Source organism: Lysinibacillus sp. KCTC 33748, from assembly GCF_002237755.1.
GTDB lineage: Bacteria > Bacillota > Bacilli > Bacillales_A > Planococcaceae > Lysinibacillus.
Genome location: NZ_MWSJ01000018.1, coordinates 1 through 24,344 on the forward strand (window position 1 = coordinate 1; position 24,344 = coordinate 24,344).

A 24,344-nucleotide genomic window follows, 5' to 3' on the forward strand; every position below is an offset into this window, starting at 1 on the left:
AAGAGCTGCCCGACCTATTCTTCACCTCTACTATATAAAAAAATAGTAGTACGAACCAATGCCTTGGTCTGCACTACTAATCTTAGTATGTTTTTCTTTATTGAATTAATGGAGCAGGTTTGTTTAATAAGAAATTATTTGGATAATTGTGGTGATGTATGAATTAAGGAGGGATAGATACGGTGAATATATTTCCATTTCTCGGTTTAATTGTATTAGTATTAGTATTTGTATTAGCTAGCTTATTAAGCCCCAAAAATAAAATGAACTCCACTAAAAAGAAGTTATATCTTTTAAGTCTCATTTCAACTGTTATTTTTGCTTTCATACCTACGGGTGGCTATCAAGTCGATAGTAACGGGTATCTTTACTTCGGTTTTCCTGCTGAGAGTTTTGTATATCGTGGTGGATTGGTTTTCACATTTAGTTCTTTGGGATTATTGTTTAATTTTTTTCTATTTTATTGGTTTTTTAAGCTATTACTATATCTATGGAGAGTATTAAAGGTACGAGTAAAGATGTGAATTCAGACTTATATTTGTAAATCATCTTATTTAGCTAACGGAGCAGTTTAGTTGAAGAAGACAGCTCTATACTGTAAATGTAAAATCAATGAAAAGTCAAAGGGGGGATAACGAATGAATATGCAATTTTTAAGTTTTTCCGAAAGACCAATTAAAGGCACTGAACTTATGATGCTCTATAAAGACGCAGGTTGGTGGGAAGAAAGAAAAGAGAAAGATATTGAAAATATGTTAAAACAGGATATTTCAATTGGTGTGTGGATTGACGATAATCTTATAGGCTTCGCAAGAGCTGTTTCAGACGGTAAATTTAGGGCGTACATTGAAGATGTAGTTATACATAATGAATTTCAAAAGGCAGGAATAGGAACGAAACTTGTATCAAAATTGTTGGACGAACTTTCTCATATTGATGTAATTAGCTTATTTTGTGGAGAAGAATTAATTTCGTTTTACGAGAAAAATAACTTTAAGTTCAGTAAGTCTCAATATGTATTGCATAAAAAATGAAACATATCTTGTTAAACTAACAGATGCTTTAGTTGAATAAGATAGACAATCCAGCAGCAACAATCTTTGAGAAAACAGCCATTTATAAAGAGATTAATCGATATAGTAAGTATTACAAACATTTTAAATTCAGAAGTAAGGGAGAGTTGGCTTTGTCCTATTATGTAATTGATGCTTTTACTGACACAAAATTTGGCGGTAATCCAGCAGGTGTCGTAATCAATGAAAATTTAGATGAAGAGTTTATGCAGAAATTTGCTGAAGAAGTTCGTTTTTCAGAAACAGCATTTATTAAAAAAATAGACAGTAAAAATTTTGACATAAAATTTTTTACTCCGACTGCATATGTTGAACTTTGTGGACATGCAACTATTGCATCCTTCCAGGCATTATTCGATAGTGGTGCTATTGAAGATAATAATACATATTTTATGAAAACACTCGCCGGCACACTTGCTGTTGAAGTGAATTAATCCTTTATCATGATGGAGCAAGCTGAACCTCAGTTAGGAAAAATATTCGATTGATTATAATTGTTTGTCTGACCTTTTTAAAATTGATAAATGCCAAATAGGAGATATAAATTACAATTTAGTGCCTCAAGCTGCAAGTACAGGTCTTTGGGATATAATGCTTCCGATAAAAACAAAGGATGATTTGTATGCTTTAAATCCTGATTTTAAGGCACTTGCTGAATATACAAAAATCAATAAAGTGGGGGGCGTTCATGCATTTACGCTCGACACAAAAGAAGGGATAGCAGAGAGTAGAAATTTTTGCCCACTCTTTGGTATTGATGAAGAAGCTGCAACAGGTACTTCAAATGGGGCGCTTAACTTATTATCTTTTTCATAACCACATACTAAATGAATTTAATCAAGAGTACTTGTTCCTTCAAGGGCATAGTATGGGTAGACCATCAAACATTGTTACAAAATTAATTAAAAAGAATAATCCAAGAGTTATGGTAGGCGGGAAAGCAATCATTTTGTCAAAGGGGAACTATGCTAGGGGTATTTAAATGTTGAAGTGAAAGTGATTTCCGTTCCAGGCTACTCGCTTTTCTGTGGGCGAGCGTCGAGAAACTTCGCTTTCGCACAGAAAACATCGGCTCCGTGGAGGGTCTCGCTCTCACTGCTAGAGGCATTGCTCTGCGATGAAAGCGAAGCGACAGCAACAACAAAGCGCTCAGTCGGAACGGAAATCACCCCTCGTATTGCAAGGGGTAATTAATGTCTTTTTTATTCTTCATCATAAGATTGAATTATTTTTTGGATGGATTTCAGGGTTTCATAAAAATCCTCGTATTTCTCTAAGCCAATATCATTAATAATTCTTTCTTGAATATCTTCCCAGATGGGAGCAGCCTCGTTTAATTTTTCAACCCCTTTTTCAGTCAGAGTAATGACCTTCGTCCGAGCATCTTGCGGATCTTTCGTTATGTCTACATAGCCATTTTGCTTTAACAAGTTAATATTGCGTGTAATAGTTGTTTGATCGAGTAGCAAAATATCACCTAGTTGACTTATGGAAACTGATTGTTGATGATCGATATTTGCTAGCATGGAGTATTGTGTAACTTTTAAGCCAGTGGGCTGTAATAATTTATCATACAAGTGTGTCACGACTCTTGTTTTTTTTCGAAGGTTTGCACATACACATATTTGTGTGTAATCTATATTCTTCATTGCTCCGTACTCCTTTTTGAGTGAGTTCAATATTATAGTAGCCTTATTGGTTTATTTTGTTTAGATGGATAATGTTTCTTGACAGTGATAAAAGTAGTTATTTAGAATATATATGTATATACATATATTTTTGGGTTGTAAATGTAATTGTATCTTTCACATTAAAGAGTACACTAAAAATCTTCCAGGAAATGAAGGTGTTAAGATGAAGCGTATTCATTATAGCTGGTTTATTTTAATTATAACCTTTTTCTCAATTATTGTTGCAGGAATTACTATGTCATCATCAGGGGTGTTCATAGACTCCTTTGAAAAAGAATTTAATTGGGATCGATCTTTAATTGCTTTAGCGTTTGCAGTGAGTCTATTTTTATATGGATTTTCAGGCCCGTTTATGGCGGCGTTACTAGAAATAATTGGTTTAAAGAAAATGATGCTAGGTGCGATGGCTACATTATTCATAGGCATGTTGCTTACACTTTTCATGACACAATCATGGCAGTTAATCATTATATGGGGCGGTATTATTGGCTTAGGAGCAAGTCTTTTTTTAACTGTGTTAAGTCCTTATGTAGCTAATAATTGGTTTGTGAAAAGTAGAGGATTGGCAGTAGGAATATTAACGGCGAGTACTGCAACAGGGCAGTTAATTCTCCTCCCTATATTGGCAATTATTATTGAGCATTATTCTTGGCGATGGGCGATTGGACTAATTCTCATCCTAAGTTTTGGTATGTTCATCACTATTTCTATTTTTATTAAAAATAAACCACAAGATATTGGAATTCTTCCTTATGGAATGGAAGAAAATCTTGAAATCCAACAAGAGAATCATAAGAAAAATCCGATTAGTATTGCTTTTAATGGTTTACTTGAGGCTATAAAGAGGAAAGAATTTCGGTTATTAGCGGGGAGTTTTTTTATTTGTGGGCTTTCGACTAGTGGGTTAATTGGTACTCATTTTGTTTCTTACTGTATTAGTTTTGGTGTCCCGTTAGTAACTGCTGCATCTTTCCTTTCTTTTATGGGAGTGTTTAATCTTGTTGGCGCTACTTTATCAGGGTGGTTGTCTGACCGTTTTGATAATCGATGGTTATTGTTTTGGTATTACCTTTTAAGAGGAACGTCTTTGCTTTTACTCCCGTTTGCATTAATGCAAGGGTCGTTCACTTTACTGACAATCTTTACAATATTTTATGGATTAGATTGGATTGCTACAGTGCCTCCAACGATTAGTATTTCTAGACAAATTTTTGGTACAAATAAAAGTGGCATTATTTATGGGTGGATTTTCGCTTCTCATCAAGCAGGAGCCGCAGTTGCCGCTTATGGTGGAGGCCTGATCTACAAGTTCTTCAATTCATATACTTGGGCCTTTTTCCTAGCTGGGGTGTTCTGTGCATTGGCAAGCTTATTTGTCATCATCGTGAAAAAACAAACACCGCATCAAGCCAATATTTGATAATCTATAATTAGTTGAACTGATAATATTTATTGGTAGTAGGCTTTTCGGCATAAAGAAGTGGTTGATTTCCGTTCCGACTGAGCGCTTTGCCGCTGCCGCTTCGCTTTCGCATAGAGCAAAGCTTCCTGAGGGCGTCCGATGAGCCGCTTCACTCGCTCTGCTCGCTCTAGGGTCTCATCTGTGACGCTAATTCCCGTGGAGTCGCTCAGCCTCCACTCCAACCAGCCATTTCACTTAGTATGTATCTTCTGGCATATTACTCTAGTTTATCATGTTACCACAAAACTAATAGATCTAACAACATGAAGTTGAAGCCAATATTATAACAGCTTCAACTTTTTTGTTTAAATCTAAAATGGAAAAATTTTTTTGACATCATTCAAACAAAAGTTTATAATATAAACAAATATAACAAAAGGTGATGCTATGAATGAAAGAGAACAGGCGGTCCTTGCTTTAATTCGCCAGAATCCGTTTATGTCTCAGCAAGAGATGGCAGATAAGATGAAACTATCTCGACCAGTCCTTGCCAATTTAGTGTCGAGCTTAACGAAGCAGGGGAAAATTGTAGGTCGTGCATATATTTTGCCTGAGGAAAATGAAGTTATTTGTATCGGTGGAGCCAATCTCGACCGAAAGTTTCATGTCAAAGGGAATGTCCAATTCAGTACGTCCAATCCTGCAAGCTCTTCATTTAGTGTAGGTGGTGTTGGACGAAACATTGCTGAAAACTTAGGCAGATTAAATCATCAGGTAACATTGTTAACTACCGCTGGCAAAGATGCTGATTGGCAAGTAATCCAAGAAGCGTCAGAGCCATTTATGAATTTACGTTATGTAGAACAGTTACCGGATGTTTCGACGGGTTCCTATACCGCGATTATGGATGAGCAGGGTGAGCTGGCACTAGCAGTAGCGAACATGGATGTATACGAGCTTTTATTGCCAAGTTTGCTAAATAAACATGAGGCAATGCTGATGAATGCGGGCTGCTTTATTATGGATTTAAATTGTCCAAAGGAAACAGTGGCTTACATTCAGCAGGTGTCAATTGCCCGTGATATTCCATTTGTCATCGTGCCGGTATCTTCGCCGAAAATGAATCGATTACCAGATACGTTGCAAGGTGTAACATGGTTTATTTGTAACACAGATGAAGCAGAGACGATTGTTGGTCATACAATCGAAAACTCAACGCATTATGAAAAGGCTTTACAGCAACTTCTTACATTAGGTGCTGAGCATGTCATTATTACAGCTGGTAGTAAGGGTGTGTATGCAGCTTCCACTACAACGAAGCCAAGTCATTTCGTAGCTAAAGCTATAGAAAAAATTGAAGATGTGACAGGTGCAGGAGATGCCTTTGTCAGTGCTGTAATCCATAGCTGGCTTACTGGCCAATCTTTTGCAACATGTATTGATGCAGGCTTAACAAATGCCAAAAATACTCTTGCATCGCCATATACCGTAAGACCTGAATTATCAGTTGATTTGTTAAACAGTGAAATGGAGGAATAACAACATGAAAGAATTCATCGTATTATCAGAAGAAGTAAAAGCAGGACAAGCGAAAGGTTTACCAATCGTAGCATTAGAATCAACAATTATTTCTCACGGAATGCCATATCCACAAAATGTGAAAACAGCACGAGAAGTAGAACAAATTATTCGTGATAATGGTGCAGTACCTGCAACTATTGCATTAATTGATGGGAAAATCAAAATTGGTTTATCAGATGAAGAACTTGAAATGTTCGGTAATTCACAAGGTGTAGCAAAAGCATCTCGTCGTGACTTAGGCTATCTTTTAGCAACAAAAAAATTAGGAGCGACAACTGTAGCTGCAACAATGATTTGTGCGGAGCTTGCTGATATCGAAATTTTTGTAACTGGCGGTATCGGTGGCGTACACCGTGGTGCTGAAACAACAATGGATATTTCAGCAGACTTAGAAGAATTAGCGCAAACAAATGTTGCTGTAATTTGTGCGGGTGCGAAGTCCATTTTAGATATTGGTTTAACTTTAGAATACCTTGAAACTAAAGGTGTACCAGTCGTTGGATACGGTACAGATGAACTTCCAGCATTCTACACACGTCAAAGCGGTTTTGATGTAAACTTCAAGATTGATACGCCAGAGGAAGTGGCAGAGATGCTACGTGCAAAATGGCAATTAGGCTTAAAAGGTGGAGCAGTCATTGCTAACCCAATTCCAGAGTCTGAAGCACTTGAACATTCATTCATTACAGAAATCATTGAAAAAGCTCTAGTAGAAGCAGAAGAAAACGGAATTCAAGGTAAAAACGTAACACCATTCTTACTTGGAAAAGTTAAAGAATTAACAGAAGGTAAAAGCCTTGATGCCAATATTGCATTGGTAAAAAATAATGCAGTAGTTGGGTCGAAAATTGCTGTAGCGTATAATAAATTAAACTCATAAACTTTTGTACAGAAAAAGAGACTCTTTGCGAAATATAAAATTCGCAAAGGGTCTTTTTATTCATTTGAGGGGATATTTTTCCAATTTTCACATTGTTCACGAGAATAACTAAACAAAATGACACAGTTACTTTACAATAGCCCATTAAATTTTATACAATTAAGTTTATATCTAATCTGAAAAATTTGACGAGCAAGGTGGACATGTTATGGCGAAAGAGCAAATTTTGACTCCCGAGGACGTTTTTGAGTTAGTCAAATCCTACATGAATGATGAAAATGTCGCATTCGTGAAAAAAGCATATGAATTAGCAAGGGATGCCCATATTGAGCAATTCCGAAGCTCAGGTGAACCGTATATTATTCACCCAGTGCAAGTAGCTGGTATTTTAGCTGAATTACAAATGGATCCAGAAACAGTTGCGGCTGGTTTTTTACATGATGTTGTCGAGGATACGGATTTTACGCGCGACGACTTAGTTCGTGAATTCGGCGAAGAGGTTGCAATACTTGTAGATGGTGTAACAAAGCTTGGGAAAATTAAATATTTATCTAAAGAAGCGCAACAAGCAGAAAATCATCGAAAAATGTTTGTAGCGATGGCGCAGGATATTCGTGTCATTTTAATTAAACTGGCAGACCGTCTACATAATATGCGCACATTAAAGCATTTACCTGCAGAAAAACAACGCCGTATTTCTAAAGAAACACTTGAAATTTTTGCACCACTTGCGCATCGTCTTGGGATTTCGACTGTTAAATGGGAGCTTGAGGATACAGCACTTCGTTATTTGAACCCGCAGCAATATTATCGCATTGTCAGTCTTATGAAGAAAAAACGTGATGAGCGTGAAGCATATTTAGACAATGTCATGACTGAAATGAAGTCACAGCTTACAGAGGTTGAAATTGAAGCGGATATTTATGGTCGCCCAAAACATATTTACAGTATTTATCGTAAAATGGTGTTACAAAAGAAACAATTCAACGAGATTTATGATTTATTAGCCATTCGTGTACTTGTCGATAGTATTAAAGATTGCTATGCCGTACTTGGGATTGTGCATACATTATGGAAGCCGATGCCTGGCCGTTTTAAAGATTATATTGCGATGCCAAAACAAAACCTATACCAATCATTGCATACAACAGTAATTGGTCCTTATGGTGATCCATTAGAAGTACAAATCCGTACAAAGGAAATGCATAAAATTGCAGAGTACGGGATTGCAGCGCATTGGGCATATAAAGAAGGTAAAAAAGTTGATAACGAAAAACAAAATGTCGACCAAAAATTAACATGGTTCCGAGAAATTTTAGAATTCCAAAACGAATCATCGAATGCTGAAGAATTTATGGAATCTTTAAAATTTGATTTATTCTCTGATATGGTCTATGTTTTCACACCTGAAGGGGATGTCATTGAATTACCGGCAGGCTCTGTACCTATCGACTTCGCATATCGTGTGCACTCAGAAGTCGGAAATCGTACAATTGGCGCGAAAATCAATGGTAAAATGGTGCCGCTTGATACACCGTTAAAAACGGGAGATATTATTGAAATTTTAACTTCAAAGCAATCATTTGGTCCGAGCCGTGATTGGCTGAAAATAGCCCAATCCTCACAGGCCAAAAATAAAATAAAGCAGTTTTTCAAACGTCATCTTCGTGAAGAAAATATCATCAAGGGCAAAGAGATGATAGAAAAGGAAATCCGTGCACAAGATTTTGACGTGAAAGAAACAATGTCAGCCGAAAATTTGAAGCGTGTATGCGAAAAATTTAACTATACAAATGAAGAAGACTTATATGCTGCTGTCGGTGTGAATGGAATTACAGCTCAGCAAGTTGCTAATCGTCTAGCTGAAAAGCGCCGCAAAGAGCGTGAACAAGAAGAAGCTCTTGAGAAAATTGAACAAAAAATGAAAAACCCTATTCCTCAAAAACGGACGGAATCGGGTGTTATCGTAAAAGACATTGACAATATGCTTATTCGACTATCTCGTTGTTGTACGCCAGTTCCTGGAGATGAAATTGTAGGCTTCATTACAAAAGGTAGAGGTGTTTCAGTACACCGTGCAGACTGCCCAAATATCCAAGTAGAAGATGAGCAGGAGCGTTTAATAGAAGTAGAGTGGGAACACGGACTTACTCCAGAGAGAAAAGAATATCCTGTCGATATTGAAGTTTCAGCTTTCGATCGACCAGGCATTTTAAATGAAATCATGCAAATTGTTAGCGAAACGAAAACGAATATTTTAGCAGTAAGTGGTCGTGCAGATCGCGATAAAATGGCAACGATTCATTTAACAATTTCGATTTCAAATATTTCACATCTGCATAAAGTAGTGGAGCGTATTAAGCAAACACCTGATATATATTCAGTACAACGTGTTATTAACTAATCGATTTCTTTGTTAAATGAATGGTTGGGCAGTAGCAACTTTGTTATGTACCGAAAAATGATACTTCTGGTGCATATAATGAGGAATTGAGGTTTTAAAAAATGAAAGTAGTTTTACAACGTAGTAAAGCAGCCTCTGTTACGGTTGACGGAAAAGTAACGGGAGCTATTGATAGCGGCTATGTTCTTCTAGTGGGCATTACACACGAGGACACGCAAGAAAATGTTGAATATTTAGCAAAAAAAGTAGCTAATCTTCGCCTATGGGAAGATATTGATGGGAAAATGAATCATTCCATTTTAGAGCATGGAGGGGCTATTTTGTCCGTCTCACAATTTACATTGTATGGGGATGCAAAAAAGGGGAATCGTCCAAGTTTTACAAATGCAGCAAGACCAGAAGTTGCGGAACCGTTATGGGAGGCTTTTAATAATGCCTTACGCGAACACGGTTTGCATGTGGAAACGGGAATATTTGGTGCAATGATGGACGTTGCACTTACAAATGATGGCCCAATTACGATACTTCTTGAGTCTAAATAAATGGTACGTTTCCTATAATTTCTTCATACATTTAATAGTATGGTTAGTTTTGTAGGAGGGAAGTGTGTTAATGGTGACTCAGGGAGAACGCATATCGAATCCATATTTATACGAAACGCTAAATCTGATGATTGGTCAGGCAATAGTAGTGCAAACAGAGAAAAATATCCATCAAGGAAAATTAATCTCTGTATTACCTGACAATATCGTTGTAGAGTTTAGTCGTACTCCATTGTTCATTCGTCTAAAGGAAATCGTGTGGGTGACGTTGGCAAAGAGGGAAAAATAAGCGCATTAAGGTCTCTATACTCAGAGAATATGAGTTAGAGGCCCTTTTTGTTTAACTAGTAGTTAGTGAATGTCGATATTCATTTACAATACAGTGCCAAACCACCGTGTTTTTAATCGATTTCAGTTCCAACAGCTTATTTACACTTCTAAAAAGAAAACGTCATATTTGTTTGATAATCAAAAATAAGCTGCAAAGGAATGATAACTCTAGGTTCCTTAGCAGCTTATTTATATTGCCTAACGGACAGTAATTTAGTCGCACCGAAAGCGACACGTCATTCAGTCCCAATAATTAAGTTTCACTTTATTGATTCTCGTTAAAGTAATCTAAAACGCCTTGGTAGATGCCGAGAGTAGCTTGTTCCCGGTATTTAGCGGTTGTAATAACACGTTCCTCGCTACCATTACTTAAGTAGCCCAGCTCAACAAGGACAGCTTTTTGACGATTTTCTCGTAGAACTAAATAATTTCCTTGTTGGGTACCACGATTTTTTAAATCGATTTTATTTGAGAGTCCATTATTTATTGCCTCTGCAAGACCTTGTTGATTACTATTCATATAATATGAGGTGAAACCATTAATGGAGCTATCGTCAGTTGCATCATAATGTATACTGATAAAAGTATCTGCCTCATATTGGTGTGCAATTGAAACGCGTTTGCGGAGGTCAACATATTCATCTGATTCTCTTGTCATGACAACATTTGCTCCAGCAGCACTCAACTTTGAAGCAAGAAGAGATGCAGTTTTCAATGTAATTTCTTTTTCGTCGGTTCCACGTTGTCCAGTTGTACCGTGATCATTCCCACCATGTCCTGCATCTACAATAATCGTTAACCCATTTAAAGTACCTTTCTTGCGTGGTTTCGATTTTTCCTTTTTGGTAGGAGTAGCAGCTTTGCTCGACGAAGAAGTCGTAACGACCCAGTTCGCTACAAAAGCAGTTTTTTCATCTATTTGTATTTCATAAAAATCATTTTTAGCGCCTACAATAGGGTAGGTTTCACCAGCGTCTACGCGTTCAACAACATCAGCAACTGTTGATGCATCTGTCCGTAAGTTTGTCCCATTATAAATGATTGTGACAGATTCAAGCTCTGAGGAAGTAGAAGAAGATTTTGATGCCGTACTTTTTATATTTGAAAAAGTACCATAAAAGCTATAAACCCAACCTGTTTTTTTATTGTTATATTGAATTTGTACCCAGTTATGTTCTTGAGCTAGCACCTTAAAGGCTTGGCCATTTGAAACAGTTCCTATTTTGCTAGCATTTAAGTCTGGCTTTTGGCGCACATTAAGAGCATCCACTAAAACTGTAAATGTTGTATCTTTGTTGACTTTTTTTGTGGATACTTCGACTTTAGGTTCATCAGCCTCAGCTTTTACCTTTTTTTCAGGTAGAGCATTGATCGTCACATAGTCAGTGGATACCCAACCAACTAGCCCATTCCAATCTATTTTCGCCCATTCACCATTTTTTGCAATAAGGTTAGCTTGGTCGCCTGTTGATAATTGTCCAAGAACTGCTGAAGATATGTCAGGCTCAGTACGGATATTTAGACGATCGACTTGTGAAATCAACGTTTGATCAGCCACTTGCTTATCGTCTATCGAAGCGGTTAGCCAGGATGCTACCCAACCTTCGTACTTGCCTGCTTTTACTTGTATCCAATCGCCCTCACGACCAATAGAAGTTAATGGGTCACCCTCATCTAATGTCGTAATAATTGGATAAGACAGTCCAGGTCCCTCACGTAAATGAAGAATCGTTCCAGTTACTTTTAAATCACTGGAGTCGGCTAGTGCTCTTTGAACAGAGTGACTTGGAAATGCAAACGTTAGCACTAGTACGAAGATGATTAGAATATGTAAAAGTTTTGTCCTCATCAGATTCCTCCTATTCTTGTTCTATTTTACCATGCTTTAGTAATAGAATTCGTGGGAAAAAGGTAACGGAATTTGTTATTTTAACGAATGTAATGTAAAAAAAACAAAAACAGTTGACATTGCCTTTTGTTGTGACTAACATAAAGGGTAATCAAAAAAATGATTAACCGCTTATGACCAAGCAAGTAGCGTATACCTCTATTGGAGAAGAGAGGGAAAGACCTAGGCTGAAATCTTTCCTACAAAAATGTATAACGTGAATAACACTTGAGAGGCTTTTTTCTGAAAAGTAGTGCTTAGTAGGAAAAAACGGAATCGGCCGTTATCCGATCAGGAGGAGGACGCATGTATTTGATGCGTCAACTAGGGTGGAACCGCGGAAGCTTATACAGCTCTCGTCCCTTGCATTACGCAAGGAGGCGAGGGCTTTTTTATTGGACAAATTTTAAGGAATTCATACTTAAAATGAAGAAAGTCCAGAAGACAGCTTGCTCATAAGCAATTTACAAAGGAGGTATTTCTATGAGTTTTAAAGTGCCACGAGGGACGCAAGATATTTTGCCTGGTCAATCTGAAAAATGGCAGAAGGTAGAAGCGGTTATCCGTGATATTTGCCGTGTCTATCGTTACAACGAAATTCGCACACCCATTTTTGAACAAACAGATTTATTTGCACGTGGTGTCGGTGAAACAACAGATGTTGTTCAAAAAGAAATGTATACATTTGAAGATCGCGGTGGCCGTTCGTTAACATTACGTCCGGAAAATACAGCTGGAGTAGTTCGTTCTTATGTTGAGCATAAAATGTTTGGTGCACCTGATCAGCCAGTAAAGCTTTCATATTTAGGACCTATGTTCCGCTATGAACGTCAACAAGCAGGGCGCTACCGTCAATTTGTTCAATTTGGAGTAGAAGCCATTGGTTCAGCGGATCCAGCTATCGATGCAGAAGTAATCGCGCTAGCAATGGATGTCTACGGTTCAGCTGGTTTAAAAGATTTAAAATTAGTCATTAATTCACTTGGTGACAAAGATACACGTGACTCACACCGTACAGCACTGCTACAACACTTCGAACCACATATTCATGAGTTTTGTTCGGATTGCCAAAATCGTTTGCAAAAAAATCCACTACGAATTTTGGACTGTAAGGTAGACCGTGAGCACCCATTAATGAAATCTGCACCAGCATTAACTGATTTCCTAACAGAGGAATCAGCAACATATTTCGCACAAGTTAAAACGTATTTAGATACGCTGGGAATTTCATATGAGGTTGATCCAAACCTTGTAAGGGGTCTTGATTATTACAATCATACGACTTTTGAAATTATGTCAACGGCTTCTGGCTTTGGAGCGATTACTACACTTTGTGGTGGTGGGCGCTACAATGGCCTTGTACAAGAAATTGGTGGACCAGATGTACCAGGTATCGGGTTCGCATTAAGTATTGAACGCTTGTTGCTAGCACTTGAAGCTGAAGGTGTTGAATTAGACACAGCATCAGGACTTGATGTCTATATGATCGCTATGGGCGAAGACGCGAAACTAAAAACAGTAGAATTAACAAGTACCTTCCGTGCAAAGGGCATTTCAGCTGAGATGGATTATTTAGATCGCAAAATGAAAGCTCAAATGAAATCTGCAGACCGTTTAGGTGCAAAATATACGATTGTTTTAGGTGAAACAGAGCTTGAAGAGCAAGTAGCTACTGTTAAGCATATGGAATCAGGAGAACAACAAAAAGTAGCGTTCTCAGAATTAGTGAATTACCTTTTAAAACAATAAACGAACACAAGCTGTTAAAACATAAATCGTTTTTATCATTACAGGATTAGCTGTCCAAATGATACAAATATCTACGTCGTTTTGGACAGTTAATTCATTTAACAATGAACGGATATCTAATTTTCCATGGCATCAATTCTCTACTTAGTAGGAAGTGTATGCTACATATTTAAAATAACCGGTCCATCATCAAAAGTTAGGGATGACATATTGTAAAAACATATGTCAAGTGGATAAGTGAAACTGGACGCCCCCAGGAAAGCGCCAGGTGGAACGGAAATCAACCCTAAGTTATGGTGATGAGCCAAATAAATTTTGGAGGAATTAAATAAATGGCAACAAGAACACATGCTAGTAACGAGCTTTCAGAAGCATTACAAGGTGAAAAAGTCGTATTAAAAGGTTGGGTACAACGTCGTCGTGACCTAGGTGGTTTAATTTTCATTGATTTACGTGACCGTACTGGAATCACACAGGTAGTGTTTAGCCCTGACGTAGCAGAAGCACATGCTTTAGCTGATAAAGTACGTAGTGAATATGTAATTGAAATAGAAGGAACAGTGATCCTTCGTTCAGAAGACCAAATCAACCCAAATGTACCGAACGGTAAAATTGAAGTAGAAGCAACAAAATTAATCGTCATTAATACAGCAAAAACAACACCATTCCAAATTGAAGATCGCACAGACGTATCCGAAGATTTACGTTTAAAATATCGTTATCTTGACCTACGTCGTCCGGTTATGTTTGATACATTCAAAATGCGTTCGGACGTTACGCGTACAATTCGAAACTTTTTACAAAACGAAGGCTTCTTAGAAGTAGAAACACCAATTTTAACAAAATCATCTCCAGAAGGGGCTCGTGACTATTTAGTACCATCACGTGTACATGAAGGTGAATTTTATGCATTACCACAATCACCACAGCTATTTAAGCAATTATTAATGGTGTCAGGTTTTGAAAAATACTTCCAAATCGCACGTTGTTTCCGTGATGAAGACTTACGTGCTGACCGTCAACCAGAGTTTACACAAGTTGACATTGAAACAAGCTTTTTAACGCAAGAAGAAATTATTGAAATGAACGAACGCTTAATCCAAGCAGTTATGAAAGAAGTAAAAGGCATTGATATTCCTGCTCCATTCCAACGTATGAAATATCAAGAAGCAATGGATCGTTACGGTTCTGATAAACCAGACGTACGTTTTGGTTTAGAGCTTGTTGATTTAAATGACATTTTTGATGGCTGTGATTTCAAAGTATTTGCTGATACAGTGGCACAAGGCAAACAAGTAAAGAGTATTAACATTAAAGGTGCAGCAGATAAATACTCTCGTAAAGACATGGACGAGCTAACAAAATTTGTTGGTATTTACGGAGCAAAAGGTCTTGCTTGGTTAAAAGTAACGGAAGAAGGCTTAAACGGACCGATTGCAAAATTCTTTGACGATGCATTAGCAGCTGCTTTAATCGAACGTATGAAAGCAGAAGTGGGCGATATTTTAGTATTTGTAGCTGATCAAGCATCTGTTGTAGCAGCTTCATTAGGTGCTCTTCGTACGAAATTAGGTCAAGAATTAGGCTTAATAGATGAATCACAATTTGCGTTCCTATGGATTACAGATTGGCCATTATTAGAGTACTCTGAAGAAGATGGTCGCTATAAAGCAGCACACCATCCATTCACGCGTCCATTTGACGAAGACATTCAATTAATGGAAACAGATCCTTCTGCAGTCCGCGCACAAGCATACGATATCGTATTAAACGGTTATGAGCTTGGTGGAGGTTCATTACGTATTTATGAGCGTGAATTACAAGAAAAAATGTTTAATTTACTTGGTTTCACAGAAGAAGAAGCAAGAGCTCAATTTGGCTACTTATTAGAAGCATTTGAATACGGTGTACCACCACATGGAGGTCTTGCATTTGGTCTTGACCGCTTCGTAATGCTACTTGCTGGCCGCACTAACTTACGTGACACAATTGCATTCCCGAAAACGGCAAGTGCTAGCTGCTTAATGACAAACGCACCTAGTGAAGTGTCTCCTGATCAATTAAGCGAGTTAAGCTTAGCCATCAAACCATTCAGAAAATAATTTGTACTTCTAAATACCTGGATTCCCTAGCGAAATTTGTCGGGAATCTAGGTATTTTTTGCGTTTTCGCAAGAATACAGATTTTTTTAAGAAAATAGTTTGAATTATCAGAAATATAATGTTATTATAACTGTAATACGAATCCTGATGTGTTTGTCTAATTGCTAGCTCTACTTAACAGTTTTGACCGAACACTATAGAATCGGGAGCCTTCATTTTGTAGTCGCAAACAAGCCCCATGCGGAGCGGGACGTTTAAAGCTGCAAAGCGGGCACCCCCCTGCGAAATGCGGGTTCAAAACGAATGTTTCTTGGCATAACGGCACAATCGGGATTCGTCATACATAGTTATTAAGCAAAAAAGGAGCATTTAAATAGCTCCTTTTTTAGTGTTATTCGAAAAATAACTAGAAGCAGAACAAAGAAATTTAGAGGAGTATTGCGATGATCCTAGGCTTAAAAAAGAACGAAGTGAAAATCGTACCATATGATAGTGAATGGAAAAATGTAATGAATTAACTTAAAAATTTAGAAAATATGAAAAAATCACTTTTTATTTTTGGGAAATCATCATATAATTGGTATAGACAACTATACCGAATAAAAAAGTTGCCTGTAGCTTCGGTCAAGCTCCTCAAAAAACGCTAGGGGGTGATCTATTGAAGAATACGCTGTTAATTTCCAATGTTACGATCGTCAATCATGATGAAGCGCCGTTTAAAGGAGACATTTACATCGATGATGGTAAGATACTTAAAATAAGTCATAACATGTCTGAAAAGGCTGAGCAGTATATAGATGGCAAAGATAATAATTGGTTCCTGTTACCTGGCTATATTGATATGCACATACATGGCTCTGCCGGGCATGACGTGATGGATGCTACGCAATTAGCACTGCATCAAATGGCACGCTCTTTAGTTCAGGAAGGCGTGACAGGCTTCCTTGCTACTACAATGACGCAATCTATAGAAGCAATTGAAAGCGCTTTAGCGAATGTTGGTGAATTTGAAAATAATGAGGATGAGGCGAGCTTATTAGGTATACATGTAGAGGGACCGTATATATCAAAAAAACGGGCAGGCGCACAACCGATAGAATACATTATTTTGCCGTCTACGGAGCAATTTGCATACTGGCAAAAAGTAAGTAAGCAACGTATTAAACAAGTAACTTTTGCCCCTGAGGTAGAAGGAGGCTTTCCGTTTATTGAATCGTTAAAGGATTTAAATGTTATCGCTTCAATTGGCCATTCTGACGCATCCATGGAAGAGGTGGATCGGGCAGTAGTATTGGGAGTAAGGCAGGCTACACATTTATATAACCAAATGCGCCCTTTCCATCATCGTAATCCAGGTGTCGTTGGTGCAGTGCTTTTAGATGATCTAGTAAAGACTGAAATTATTGCAGATTTCGTACATAGTCATCCTCAAGCTATTAAGCTAGCGTATCGTATAAAAGGCGCGAAGGGTATTATCTTAATTACCGATGCGATACGGGCAAAAGGTTTACATCACGGTGATTATGATTTAGGTGGTCAAACCGTTCATGTTTCTAAGGAGGGCGCTCATTTATCTAATGGGGCTTTAGCTGGCAGTGTGCTAACGATGGAGCAAGCAATAAAAAATATGCAAGCAATCACCAATTGCTCATTGCAGGAAATTGTCGCAATGTCCTCTACGAATGCTGCTAAGCAATTACAACTTGCAACGAAAGGTCGTATTGCAGAAGGTTATGATGCAGATTTTGTATTACTAGATGAAAATTTAAATGTACAAAAAACTATTTGTCGGGGTAAAGTTGTATTTGAGAAATGAAAGTAAAGAGGCGATAAGAATGGTACAAGGTTTGTTAGATAAAAATTCTCATATACCTATTTATATACAAATAGAAGAGATCATTAAACAACGTATTTATTTAGAAGAATACAAAATCGGTGAAAATATACCTTCTGAGCGAGAGCTTTCTACGCAGTTTGATGTTAGTAGAATGACTGTTCGTCAATCTATCACAAATTTAGTCAATAGCGGATTGCTGTATCGTGAAAAAGGCAGAGGTACGTATGTTGCTAATCCAAAATTAGAACAACCGTTAAAAGGATTAACAAGTTTCACAGAAGATATGCGGGCTAGAGGGATGGAACCAAGCAGTAAAGTTTTACGCTTTGAGAAAATCGTACCACCAGTTGATATTGCAAGAGATCTCATGTTAGATGCTGGTGAAGAGGTATTCTTCGTTGTACGAATTCGTAGTGCTGATTCCAAACCAATGGCCATCGAAAGAACATATATTCCAGTGAAAATATATCCTGAATTAGATGAAAAGAAAATAATGGGGTCATTATATGCGTTAATTGAAGCAAAGTTCCATCAAAAAATTGGAAACGCTATTCAGCAAATGGAGGCAGCAATTGTTCTAAAAGAAGATAGTAAATTTTTGCAAATTAATCATACTGCACCGGTGTTAATTATTAAACGTACAAGTTATTTATCTGATGGAGTTCCATTTGAGCTTGTGCGAAGTACTTACCGAGCTGATCGATACAAATTCATTAGTGAAATTAAAAGGTGATCCTATGGATGCATATTTTCTAGAAATTCAAAAGATAATGCAAGTCGTCAAAGAGCAAGAATATCCCCAAATAAAAGAAGCCGCACAATTAATTGTACAAAGGCTTCAACGCGGAGGAATCGTCCAATTATTTGGTTGTGGCCATTCGCATCTTTTAGCGCAAGACGTATTTTATCGCGCGGGGGGGCTTGTACCTGTACGTCCTATAATTATTGAACCTTTAACATTACATGCAGGGGCAATGACATCATCAAAAAACGAAAAGGACCCGACGATCATTGAACAGTATAAAGATCATTTTGATTTTCATGAAAATGATGTTTGCATTGTTATTTCAACCTCTGGGAGAAATCAAGCACCTATAGATGTAGCATTTTTAGCGAAAGAAGCAGGAGTACTTGTCATGTCGCTACAATCGCTTGCTTATTGCGAGCAAACGAGCCGTCATCAAAGCGGGAAGCGCTTAGAGGATGTAGTAGATAAAGTGATCAATACGCATATACCAATAGGAGATGGTTTACTGCATCACAATGACATACAGTATGCCCCATCCTCTACAGTTATTGGTTCAATTATATTAAATATATTATTTAGTGAAGTCATTGAGATCATAGCTCTATCTGATGAAGTATTACCCGTTTTTAAAAGCAATAATGTTGACTCGGATTCGTCTCATAATGAGGCTATGATTGCCTATTATCAACATCGAATTAAATTTAGATGACAAGCGGAGGGATATCGTATGAAGAAAACATATAAAATAACAGCGCCGGAGGGACTACATGCTAGACCCGCAGCTTTACTTGTAACAGCAGTCACACCATTTGAGTGTGATGTTCAGTTAACCTATAAAGAGAAATCAGTCAATTTAAAATCAATTATGGGTGTTATGGCACAAGGAGTAGCACCCGAAAGTATTGTAGAAATTTCAGCAGATGGGCCTGATGCTGAGAAACTTTTTCAAACAGTAACAGAATTAATTGTTTCTAAGGGAATTGGGGAAGAATACTAAACATCAAAGGCATTGTTGACTCTCAAGGGCAAACTATAAAGATTCAAGGTAGTCTTTAAGTGTACTTTTAATTGCGAGAATATTCTGTGTGGAAAGGGGGGCTTTTTTCTATGGAAATAAAAATAATCCCACCAAAAGATTATTTACAGGTACATCAATTAAGAGATTATTGTTTTCCTAATAAGTATACTGGCGCGCGTCGGGATGATTTTCATTATTGGGTTGAGCATAGCACAACATTAGGGGCTTACGATGAACATAAAGTAGTTGGACAGCTCCTAATATTGCCACTTAATATGACAATTCATGGTGAAAATTATGAAATGGGTGGAATTGGCTTTGTTGCAACCTATCCTGAGTATCGGCAGCAAGGGATTATCAAAAAGCTTATGACTGAGGCACTGAAGAAAATGCGAGAGAATGGGCAAAGCATTTCTGTGTTAGCACCATTTTCTGTATCCTTTTATCGTTATTTTGGATGGGAATTATTTTTTGAGAAGTTACATTACACGATTCCTCAATCGATGTTTCCTGCTTTCGGAAAGCAATTGGACGTTGTAAAACGTATGAGCTTTGAATGGCCAGAGCGTGATCTTTTTCAGGTGATTAAGGATTTTCATAATGCACAAGCGCTTATCAACAACGGAAGTATGCTTCGAGATGATGCGTGGTGGAAAAGAATAGAGAGAAGGATGCCTGATAGTCATTTTGCGGCATATTTTAACGATGATAAAATTGCAGGTTATATTCGGTATAAAATTAAGGATGAGACGTTTGAGATTCATGATTTTATTGCTGAGGATTTGCTTGCAGAACAAGCGATATGGCGTTTTATAACGTCGCATGCGGCGAGTATAAGTAACATTAAGGGAGTTACTTCTAACAACCATCAATTTGGCTTTTATTTTAAAGAACCTCAGTTTAAAAAGGAAGTTGTTCAAGATGTGATGGTAAGGGTCGTTGACGCTTTGAGGTTTATGCAACATTATCCGTGGGGTGATATTCAGGAGCCGCTATATATTCAAATTGAAGATACGTTTTGTAATTGGAATGAACACGTATTTCAAATAAATAAAAGTGGAGATATCTCGATAATTGAGACTAATTCTATCCTAGAAATGCATATGTTAACATTACCAATTAATCTTTTTTCAGCAATGATGGTTGGCTATTTAACTGTAAAGGATGCGGTTATGTATGCAAATAAACATTTAACTGAAGACATAATTGGTCGATGGCAGCTTGCATTACCCTCTAATAAACCAACATTTTATGAATACTTTTAAGAAAAGCGTTTATGAATGAATAACTATCGGACAATTAGTTCTGAAAATTTAAATTTTTTTAAACTTTTTTCTGGACTATACCACTTAAATGAATCCTTTTAGTAGTCTGGAACAAAGATATAGCCCAGTTTTCAAAACCATTTCTCAAGGAAGAAAATAGTGTAAAAAGGATATTGTGGTATATACCAATAGGTGCTATTCTCAACTTAAGAAAGCGATTTCATACGTCTTTCAGCGAATGGCCAAACATTCGCTGAAGTAGAGGAACTCAGTCTAAGAACGCCACGTCCTGTGGCAATTTATCTGTGCGAAAGCGAAGCGGCAGCAACACACGACTGAGTGACCAACGTCGTGTTGGCCCAAGCCTCCGGCCGATTCCAGACGCAATTATACCAAGGCATAATTGATAAATATAATCGCTAGAAAGACGAACTTAAATCACAAAGAGGAGTGTTTAGATGAAAAACATTATGCTAGTGTGTGTAGCGGGAATGAGTACTAGTTTGCTAGTGTCGAAAATGCAGAAAGCAGCGCAAGAACAAAATATTGAGGCAGATATTTATGCAATTGCTGAAAGTGAGGTCGACAAAGTATTAGCTACTAAAATGGCGGACGTGCTGCTACTAGGTCCGCAAGTCCGTTACTTAAAAGGAGCATTTGAAACAAAATACAAGGAAAATTTTCCGATTGATGTTATTAACATGATGGATTACGGCATGATGAATGGCGAAAATGTTTTAAATCAGGCGTTAAAGTTGATTGGTTAAGGGGGCTATGGCAATGGAAGAAACAGTTTTGATGGAATCTATTATGGGACTGATTGTGCACAGTGGTAATACGAAAAGTGAATGTATGGAGGCAATCCAGCTAGCAAAAAAAGGACAGATTCAGGAAGCAAAGGAAAAAATACAGCTAGCCAATGATTCATTGATTGAAGCTCATCATTCTCAGACGGCTTTACTGTCACAAGAGGCAAGAGGAGAAAAAGTAGAAGTGTCAATGCTGTTAATTCATGCGCAAGATCATTTAATGAATGCCATTACGTTTCGTGATCTAGCATCAGAAATGATTGAGTTGTATGAACGAATCAAAGGGGTGTAGCATCAAGCCTTGATGTCACAATAAAAAGTAAAGGGAGTGTGTGAAATGTTCCGTTTTTTAGAAGAAAAATTTGTGCCGGTTGCAGCTAGGGTAGGGAATCAGCGTCATTTAGTTGCCATTCGAGATGGTTTTATTACAATCATGCCATTGACTATTGTTGGATCACTTGCGGTACTTGTTAATAATTTGCCTATCAAATTTTATCAAAACGCACTTGATGCTATTTGGAAACATGAAACTTGGACACAGTGGGGCGGCAATATTTGGGGAGCGACATTTGGAATTCTCTCACTATTATTAGCCTTTACTATTGCTTACAACCTTGCAAAAAGTTACGACAAGGATGGACTGTCAGCCGGTGTCATCAGTCTTTCCAGTTATATGACATTTGGAACTTTTGCTGAAGGTGGATTAACAGGGTTAACAACAGGTACAGGCGGTTTGTTTATAGCCATTATTGTTGCTTTGCTGTCAACGGAAGTATTTTGTAGATTGTCTGGCAACCCTAAGCTATTAATTAAAATGCCGAATGGTGTACCGCCAGCTGTTTCAAAATCATTCGCCGCATTATTACCTGCAATTATTACAATTGGTTTATTTGCTCTAGTTCGTACAATTATTTCGGCGGGCTTTGATATTCCTGATATTGTCGGTTCATTCTACACAGCAATTCAAGAGCCGTTTATGGGCTTAACGAATACATGGGTTGCGGCTTTAGCTTTAGCATTCATTCCTACGTTTTTATGGACATTAGGTGTTCACGGTGCTAACATTATCGAACCATTTATGCAATCGATAAATTTGCCAGCTATTGAAGCGAATGTAAAAGCCATTTCATCTGGAGAAGTAGCACCATACATCGTAAATAAACCATTCTTTGATGCCTTCATCAATATGGGTGGTTCAGGTACAACAATAGCACTTATAATTGCTATTTTCATTATCGCTAGAAAGAATAAACAATATAATACCGTCGGAAAATTGTCGGCAGCACCAGGCCTTTTCAATATTAATGAACCATTACTTTTCGGTCTTCCAATCGTGTTAAACCCAGTGTTATTTGTACCGTTTATTTTGACACCGATGGTTAACGTAACAATTGCTTTCTTTGCAACAAAGTGGGGCTTTGTGCCGGCAGCTACAGTTTCGCCTCCGTGGACAACGCCACCGATTATTAATGGATTCTTAGCCACTCAATCTTGGCAAGGAGCTGTTCTTAGTATTGTTTTACTGATTGTCGCAGTGTGTATTTATTTACCGTTTATTTCGATGGCAAACCGTATCGCAAAGCAGAATGAACAGCGAGCCGCAGTATCAGAGTCTCAAAACGAACAGCAAGTTACAAAATTAGAAAATCAAAAAGTAGAAGTGTAATTGTGAACTAATGGAGGTATTTGCAATTGAGAAGATTAGGGATTTCACTATATCCTCAGCATAGTACACTAAAAGATATGAAGCGGTATGTTCAGCTCGCTCATGATAATGGTTTTGATCGAATATTTACATGTCTTATGTCGTTAAATAACGATCAGGAGCGACAAAAATTACAACAGATAAACAGATTTGCGCAGCAGCTTGGCTTTGAAATTTCAGCTGATATTGCACCAGCTGTTTTTGAAGATTTAGGCTTAACGTATAAAGATATTGGGTACTTTAAAGAGCATTATCATTTAGCGGCATTGCGCTTAGATATGGGTTTTTCTGGCCAGGAAGAAGCGTTTATGTCCCTCGATGCAAGCAATTTAAAAATAGAGTTAAATATTAGTAACGGTACTAAATATGTAGAAAATATATTATCCTATCAACCGAATAAAGATAATATTATTGGCTGTCATAATTTTTATCCTAGACGTTTTACAGGTCTATCACGCCAACATTTTTTACAAACATCTCAACAATTTAAAGCTAATCATATTCGAACAGCAGCAATGATCTCATCTCAGCATGCAACGTTTGGACCTTGGGAAGAAACCGAGCATGGCTTACCAACATTAGAAGAGCATCGTCATTTGCCAATTACTGTGCAAGCGAAGGATTTATGGCACACTGGCTTAATAGATGATTGTATTATCGGCAATATGTATGCTTCTGAGGAAGAATTACGTGCATTAGGCCAATTAAATCGTCATAAGCTAGAGCTGAAGGTTGAACAGTCTGTTGAAACGTCGATTTTAGAAGAAGCAATCCTTTTTAAGGAGCCGCATTTTAATCGTGGTGATGTTTCGGAGTACGTGATCCGTAGTACGCAGTCTCGTGTTAAGTATAAAAATGGTGACTTCCCTGTACACGATAGCCGCCCATTAACATTGGGGGACGTGACAATCGATAATAATTTAGATGTTCGTTATAAGGGCGAGCTCCAAATTGTTTTAAAGGAAATACCGAATGCCGGGTCAACAAATGTTGTGGCAAGAGTAGTAAAAGAAGAACAATTTTTATTAGCACATATTCAGCCATGGGCATCATTTGGCTTTACGAAATGATTAAAGAAGAAGGGATTAAGCCATTTGTTAATAGGGCTTAATCCCTTTTTTTATGGTTCAGCACCAAAATTCGTGGATGACATTTGTTAAAACATATACTATGCAAATAAGTTGATTGAAGGGAAGCTCTGCTCTGCGAAAGCGAAGCGACAGCAAATGTTTTATCTGTGCGGAAGCGAAGCGACAGCAACAACAACAACAGCAACAAAGCGCCCAATCGGAACGGAAATCAACCACACGTTTTGGGGCG

At 37.6% G+C, this 24,344-nt stretch carries 22 protein-coding genes, 1 other RNA gene and 1 other annotated feature; of the genes, 21 read left to right on the forward strand and 2 right to left on the reverse strand.

Going from position 1 to position 24,344, the window contains the following annotated elements; translation table 11 throughout:
• Window positions 1-644 precede the first annotated feature (644 nt).
• The 3 genes from B1B04_RS18155 to B1B04_RS26485 all read left to right on the forward strand — a co-directional run bounded on the left by B1B04_RS18155 (window position 645) and on the right by B1B04_RS26485 (window position 1,889).
• Window positions 645-1,034: a GNAT family N-acetyltransferase gene (locus tag B1B04_RS18155; RefSeq protein WP_427483609.1), complete on the forward strand. Its 390-nt coding sequence runs from the start codon at window positions 645-647 to the stop codon at window positions 1,032-1,034.
• Between the two features lie 32 nt (window positions 1,035-1,066).
• Complete coding sequence (locus B1B04_RS26480; RefSeq protein ID WP_254864984.1) at window positions 1,067-1,507, forward strand: PhzF family phenazine biosynthesis protein; 441 nt, start codon at window positions 1,067-1,069, stop codon at window positions 1,505-1,507.
• A 64-nt stretch (window positions 1,508-1,571) separates the two neighbouring features.
• The gene (locus tag B1B04_RS26485) at window positions 1,572-1,889 is read left to right on the forward strand and encodes a PhzF family phenazine biosynthesis protein (protein ID WP_254864985.1); all 318 of its coding nucleotides are present in this window, start codon (window positions 1,572-1,574) and stop codon (window positions 1,887-1,889) included.
• A 386-nt stretch (window positions 1,890-2,275) separates the two neighbouring features.
• On the opposite strand, the gene B1B04_RS18165 is transcribed toward B1B04_RS26485, so the two are convergent.
• Window positions 2,276-2,722: a MarR family winged helix-turn-helix transcriptional regulator gene (locus tag B1B04_RS18165; RefSeq protein WP_079562815.1), complete on the reverse strand. Its 447-nt coding sequence runs from the start codon at window positions 2,720-2,722 to the stop codon at window positions 2,276-2,278.
• 205 nt (window positions 2,723-2,927) lie between these two features.
• On the opposite strand from B1B04_RS18165, the gene B1B04_RS18170 reads away from it, so the two are divergent.
• The 6 genes from B1B04_RS18170 to B1B04_RS18195 all read left to right on the forward strand — a co-directional run bounded on the left by B1B04_RS18170 (window position 2,928) and on the right by B1B04_RS18195 (window position 9,862).
• A complete protein-coding gene (locus tag B1B04_RS18170) occupies window positions 2,928-4,184 on the forward strand; it encodes an MFS transporter (RefSeq protein ID WP_079562816.1) in 1,257 nt (418 codons plus the stop codon).
• A 429-nt stretch (window positions 4,185-4,613) separates the two neighbouring features.
• Complete coding sequence (locus B1B04_RS18175) at window positions 4,614-5,705, forward strand: carbohydrate kinase (protein ID WP_079562817.1); 1,092 nt, start codon at window positions 4,614-4,616, stop codon at window positions 5,703-5,705.
• Window positions 5,706-5,709: 4 nt separating this feature from the next.
• A complete protein-coding gene (locus tag B1B04_RS18180; RefSeq protein WP_079562818.1) occupies window positions 5,710-6,627 on the forward strand; it encodes a pseudouridine-5'-phosphate glycosidase in 918 nt (305 codons plus the stop codon).
• A gap of 208 nt (window positions 6,628-6,835) precedes the next feature.
• A complete protein-coding gene (locus B1B04_RS18185; RefSeq protein WP_079562819.1) occupies window positions 6,836-9,031 on the forward strand; it encodes a RelA/SpoT family protein in 2,196 nt (731 codons plus the stop codon).
• A 101-nt stretch (window positions 9,032-9,132) separates the two neighbouring features.
• Window positions 9,133-9,573, forward strand: a complete 441-nt coding sequence (dtd, locus tag B1B04_RS18190; RefSeq protein WP_079562820.1) for a D-aminoacyl-tRNA deacylase — start codon at window positions 9,133-9,135, stop codon at window positions 9,571-9,573.
• 70 nt (window positions 9,574-9,643) lie between these two features.
• Window positions 9,644-9,862 (forward strand): DUF2642 domain-containing protein, encoded by a 219-nt coding sequence (locus B1B04_RS18195; RefSeq protein WP_240518333.1) that lies wholly within the window; start codon window positions 9,644-9,646, stop codon window positions 9,860-9,862.
• Window positions 9,863-10,168: 306 nt separating this feature from the next.
• On the opposite strand, the gene B1B04_RS18200 is transcribed toward B1B04_RS18195, so the two are convergent.
• The gene (locus B1B04_RS18200) at window positions 10,169-11,752 is read right to left on the reverse strand and encodes an N-acetylmuramoyl-L-alanine amidase family protein (RefSeq protein WP_079562821.1); all 1,584 of its coding nucleotides are present in this window, start codon (window positions 11,750-11,752) and stop codon (window positions 10,169-10,171) included.
• Window positions 11,753-11,916: 164 nt separating this feature from the next.
• Window positions 11,917-12,158 (forward strand) — a binding site (T-box leader).
• A 116-nt stretch (window positions 12,159-12,274) separates the two neighbouring features.
• Here B1B04_RS18200 and hisS point away from each other — a divergent pair.
• The 12 genes from hisS to B1B04_RS18260 all read left to right on the forward strand — a co-directional run bounded on the left by hisS (window position 12,275) and on the right by B1B04_RS18260 (window position 24,094).
• The gene (gene hisS / locus B1B04_RS18205; protein ID WP_079562822.1) at window positions 12,275-13,540 is read left to right on the forward strand and encodes a histidine--tRNA ligase; all 1,266 of its coding nucleotides are present in this window, start codon (window positions 12,275-12,277) and stop codon (window positions 13,538-13,540) included.
• Between the two features lie 332 nt (window positions 13,541-13,872).
• Window positions 13,873-15,642, forward strand: coding sequence for an aspartate--tRNA ligase (gene aspS, locus B1B04_RS18210; RefSeq protein ID WP_079562823.1), 1,770 nt, complete (start codon window positions 13,873-13,875; stop codon window positions 15,640-15,642).
• Window positions 15,643-15,780: 138 nt separating this feature from the next.
• A non-coding RNA gene (gene ssrS, locus B1B04_RS18215) (6S RNA) lies at window positions 15,781-15,980 on the forward strand.
• A gap of 320 nt (window positions 15,981-16,300) precedes the next feature.
• Window positions 16,301-17,458: an N-acetylglucosamine-6-phosphate deacetylase gene (gene nagA / locus B1B04_RS18220; protein ID WP_079562824.1), complete on the forward strand. Its 1,158-nt coding sequence runs from the start codon at window positions 16,301-16,303 to the stop codon at window positions 17,456-17,458.
• 31 nt (window positions 17,459-17,489) lie between these two features.
• The gene (locus B1B04_RS18225) at window positions 17,490-18,212 is read left to right on the forward strand and encodes a GntR family transcriptional regulator (protein WP_079562891.1); all 723 of its coding nucleotides are present in this window, start codon (window positions 17,490-17,492) and stop codon (window positions 18,210-18,212) included.
• A gap of 4 nt (window positions 18,213-18,216) precedes the next feature.
• Window positions 18,217-18,936: a sugar isomerase domain-containing protein gene (locus B1B04_RS18230; protein WP_079562825.1), complete on the forward strand. Its 720-nt coding sequence runs from the start codon at window positions 18,217-18,219 to the stop codon at window positions 18,934-18,936.
• 18 nt (window positions 18,937-18,954) lie between these two features.
• On the forward strand, window positions 18,955-19,224 hold the full coding sequence (locus B1B04_RS18235; RefSeq protein ID WP_079562826.1) for an HPr family phosphocarrier protein: 270 nt from the start codon (window positions 18,955-18,957) through the stop codon (window positions 19,222-19,224).
• A 110-nt stretch (window positions 19,225-19,334) separates the two neighbouring features.
• On the forward strand, window positions 19,335-20,510 hold the full coding sequence (locus B1B04_RS18240) for a GNAT family N-acetyltransferase (RefSeq protein WP_079562827.1): 1,176 nt from the start codon (window positions 19,335-19,337) through the stop codon (window positions 20,508-20,510).
• A gap of 458 nt (window positions 20,511-20,968) precedes the next feature.
• Window positions 20,969-21,277: a PTS sugar transporter subunit IIB gene (locus B1B04_RS18245; protein WP_079562828.1), complete on the forward strand. Its 309-nt coding sequence runs from the start codon at window positions 20,969-20,971 to the stop codon at window positions 21,275-21,277.
• A 13-nt stretch (window positions 21,278-21,290) separates the two neighbouring features.
• A complete protein-coding gene (locus B1B04_RS18250) occupies window positions 21,291-21,611 on the forward strand; it encodes a PTS lactose/cellobiose transporter subunit IIA (RefSeq protein ID WP_079562829.1) in 321 nt (106 codons plus the stop codon).
• Between the two features lie 45 nt (window positions 21,612-21,656).
• Entirely contained in the window at window positions 21,657-22,985 is a 1,329-nt protein-coding gene (locus B1B04_RS18255) for a PTS sugar transporter subunit IIC (protein WP_079562830.1), read from the forward strand.
• 26 nt (window positions 22,986-23,011) lie between these two features.
• On the forward strand, window positions 23,012-24,094 hold the full coding sequence (locus tag B1B04_RS18260; RefSeq protein WP_079562831.1) for a DUF871 domain-containing protein: 1,083 nt from the start codon (window positions 23,012-23,014) through the stop codon (window positions 24,092-24,094).
• Window positions 24,095-24,344: the final 250 nt, after the last annotated feature.

Bases quoted from the DNA above. Each gene is read 5' to 3' on its own strand.
- B1B04_RS18155 (WP_427483609.1), top strand. From the start codon at position 645: ATGCAATTTTTAAGTTTTTCCGAAAGACCAATTAAAGGCACTGAACTT.
- B1B04_RS18165 (WP_079562815.1), bottom strand. From the start codon at position 2,722: ATGAAGAATATAGATTACACACAAATATGTGTATGTGCAAACCTTCGA.
- B1B04_RS18170 (WP_079562816.1), top strand. From the start codon at position 2,928: ATGAAGCGTATTCATTATAGCTGGTTTATTTTAATTATAACCTTTTTC.
- B1B04_RS18175 (WP_079562817.1), top strand. From the start codon at position 4,614: ATGAATGAAAGAGAACAGGCGGTCCTTGCTTTAATTCGCCAGAATCCG.
- B1B04_RS18180 (WP_079562818.1), top strand. From the start codon at position 5,710: ATGAAAGAATTCATCGTATTATCAGAAGAAGTAAAAGCAGGACAAGCG.
- B1B04_RS18185 (WP_079562819.1), top strand. From the start codon at position 6,836: ATGGCGAAAGAGCAAATTTTGACTCCCGAGGACGTTTTTGAGTTAGTC.
- dtd (WP_079562820.1), top strand. From the start codon at position 9,133: ATGAAAGTAGTTTTACAACGTAGTAAAGCAGCCTCTGTTACGGTTGAC.
- B1B04_RS18195 (WP_240518333.1), top strand. From the start codon at position 9,644: ATGGTGACTCAGGGAGAACGCATATCGAATCCATATTTATACGAAACG.
- B1B04_RS18200 (WP_079562821.1), bottom strand. From the start codon at position 11,752: ATGAGGACAAAACTTTTACATATTCTAATCATCTTCGTACTAGTGCTA.
- hisS (WP_079562822.1), top strand. From the start codon at position 12,275: ATGAGTTTTAAAGTGCCACGAGGGACGCAAGATATTTTGCCTGGTCAA.
- aspS (WP_079562823.1), top strand. From the start codon at position 13,873: ATGGCAACAAGAACACATGCTAGTAACGAGCTTTCAGAAGCATTACAA.
- B1B04_RS18230 (WP_079562825.1), top strand. From the start codon at position 18,217: ATGGATGCATATTTTCTAGAAATTCAAAAGATAATGCAAGTCGTCAAA.
- B1B04_RS18235 (WP_079562826.1), top strand. From the start codon at position 18,955: ATGAAGAAAACATATAAAATAACAGCGCCGGAGGGACTACATGCTAGA.
- B1B04_RS18240 (WP_079562827.1), top strand. From the start codon at position 19,335: ATGGAAATAAAAATAATCCCACCAAAAGATTATTTACAGGTACATCAA.
- B1B04_RS18245 (WP_079562828.1), top strand. From the start codon at position 20,969: ATGAAAAACATTATGCTAGTGTGTGTAGCGGGAATGAGTACTAGTTTG.
- B1B04_RS18250 (WP_079562829.1), top strand. From the start codon at position 21,291: ATGGAAGAAACAGTTTTGATGGAATCTATTATGGGACTGATTGTGCAC.
- B1B04_RS18255 (WP_079562830.1), top strand. From the start codon at position 21,657: ATGTTCCGTTTTTTAGAAGAAAAATTTGTGCCGGTTGCAGCTAGGGTA.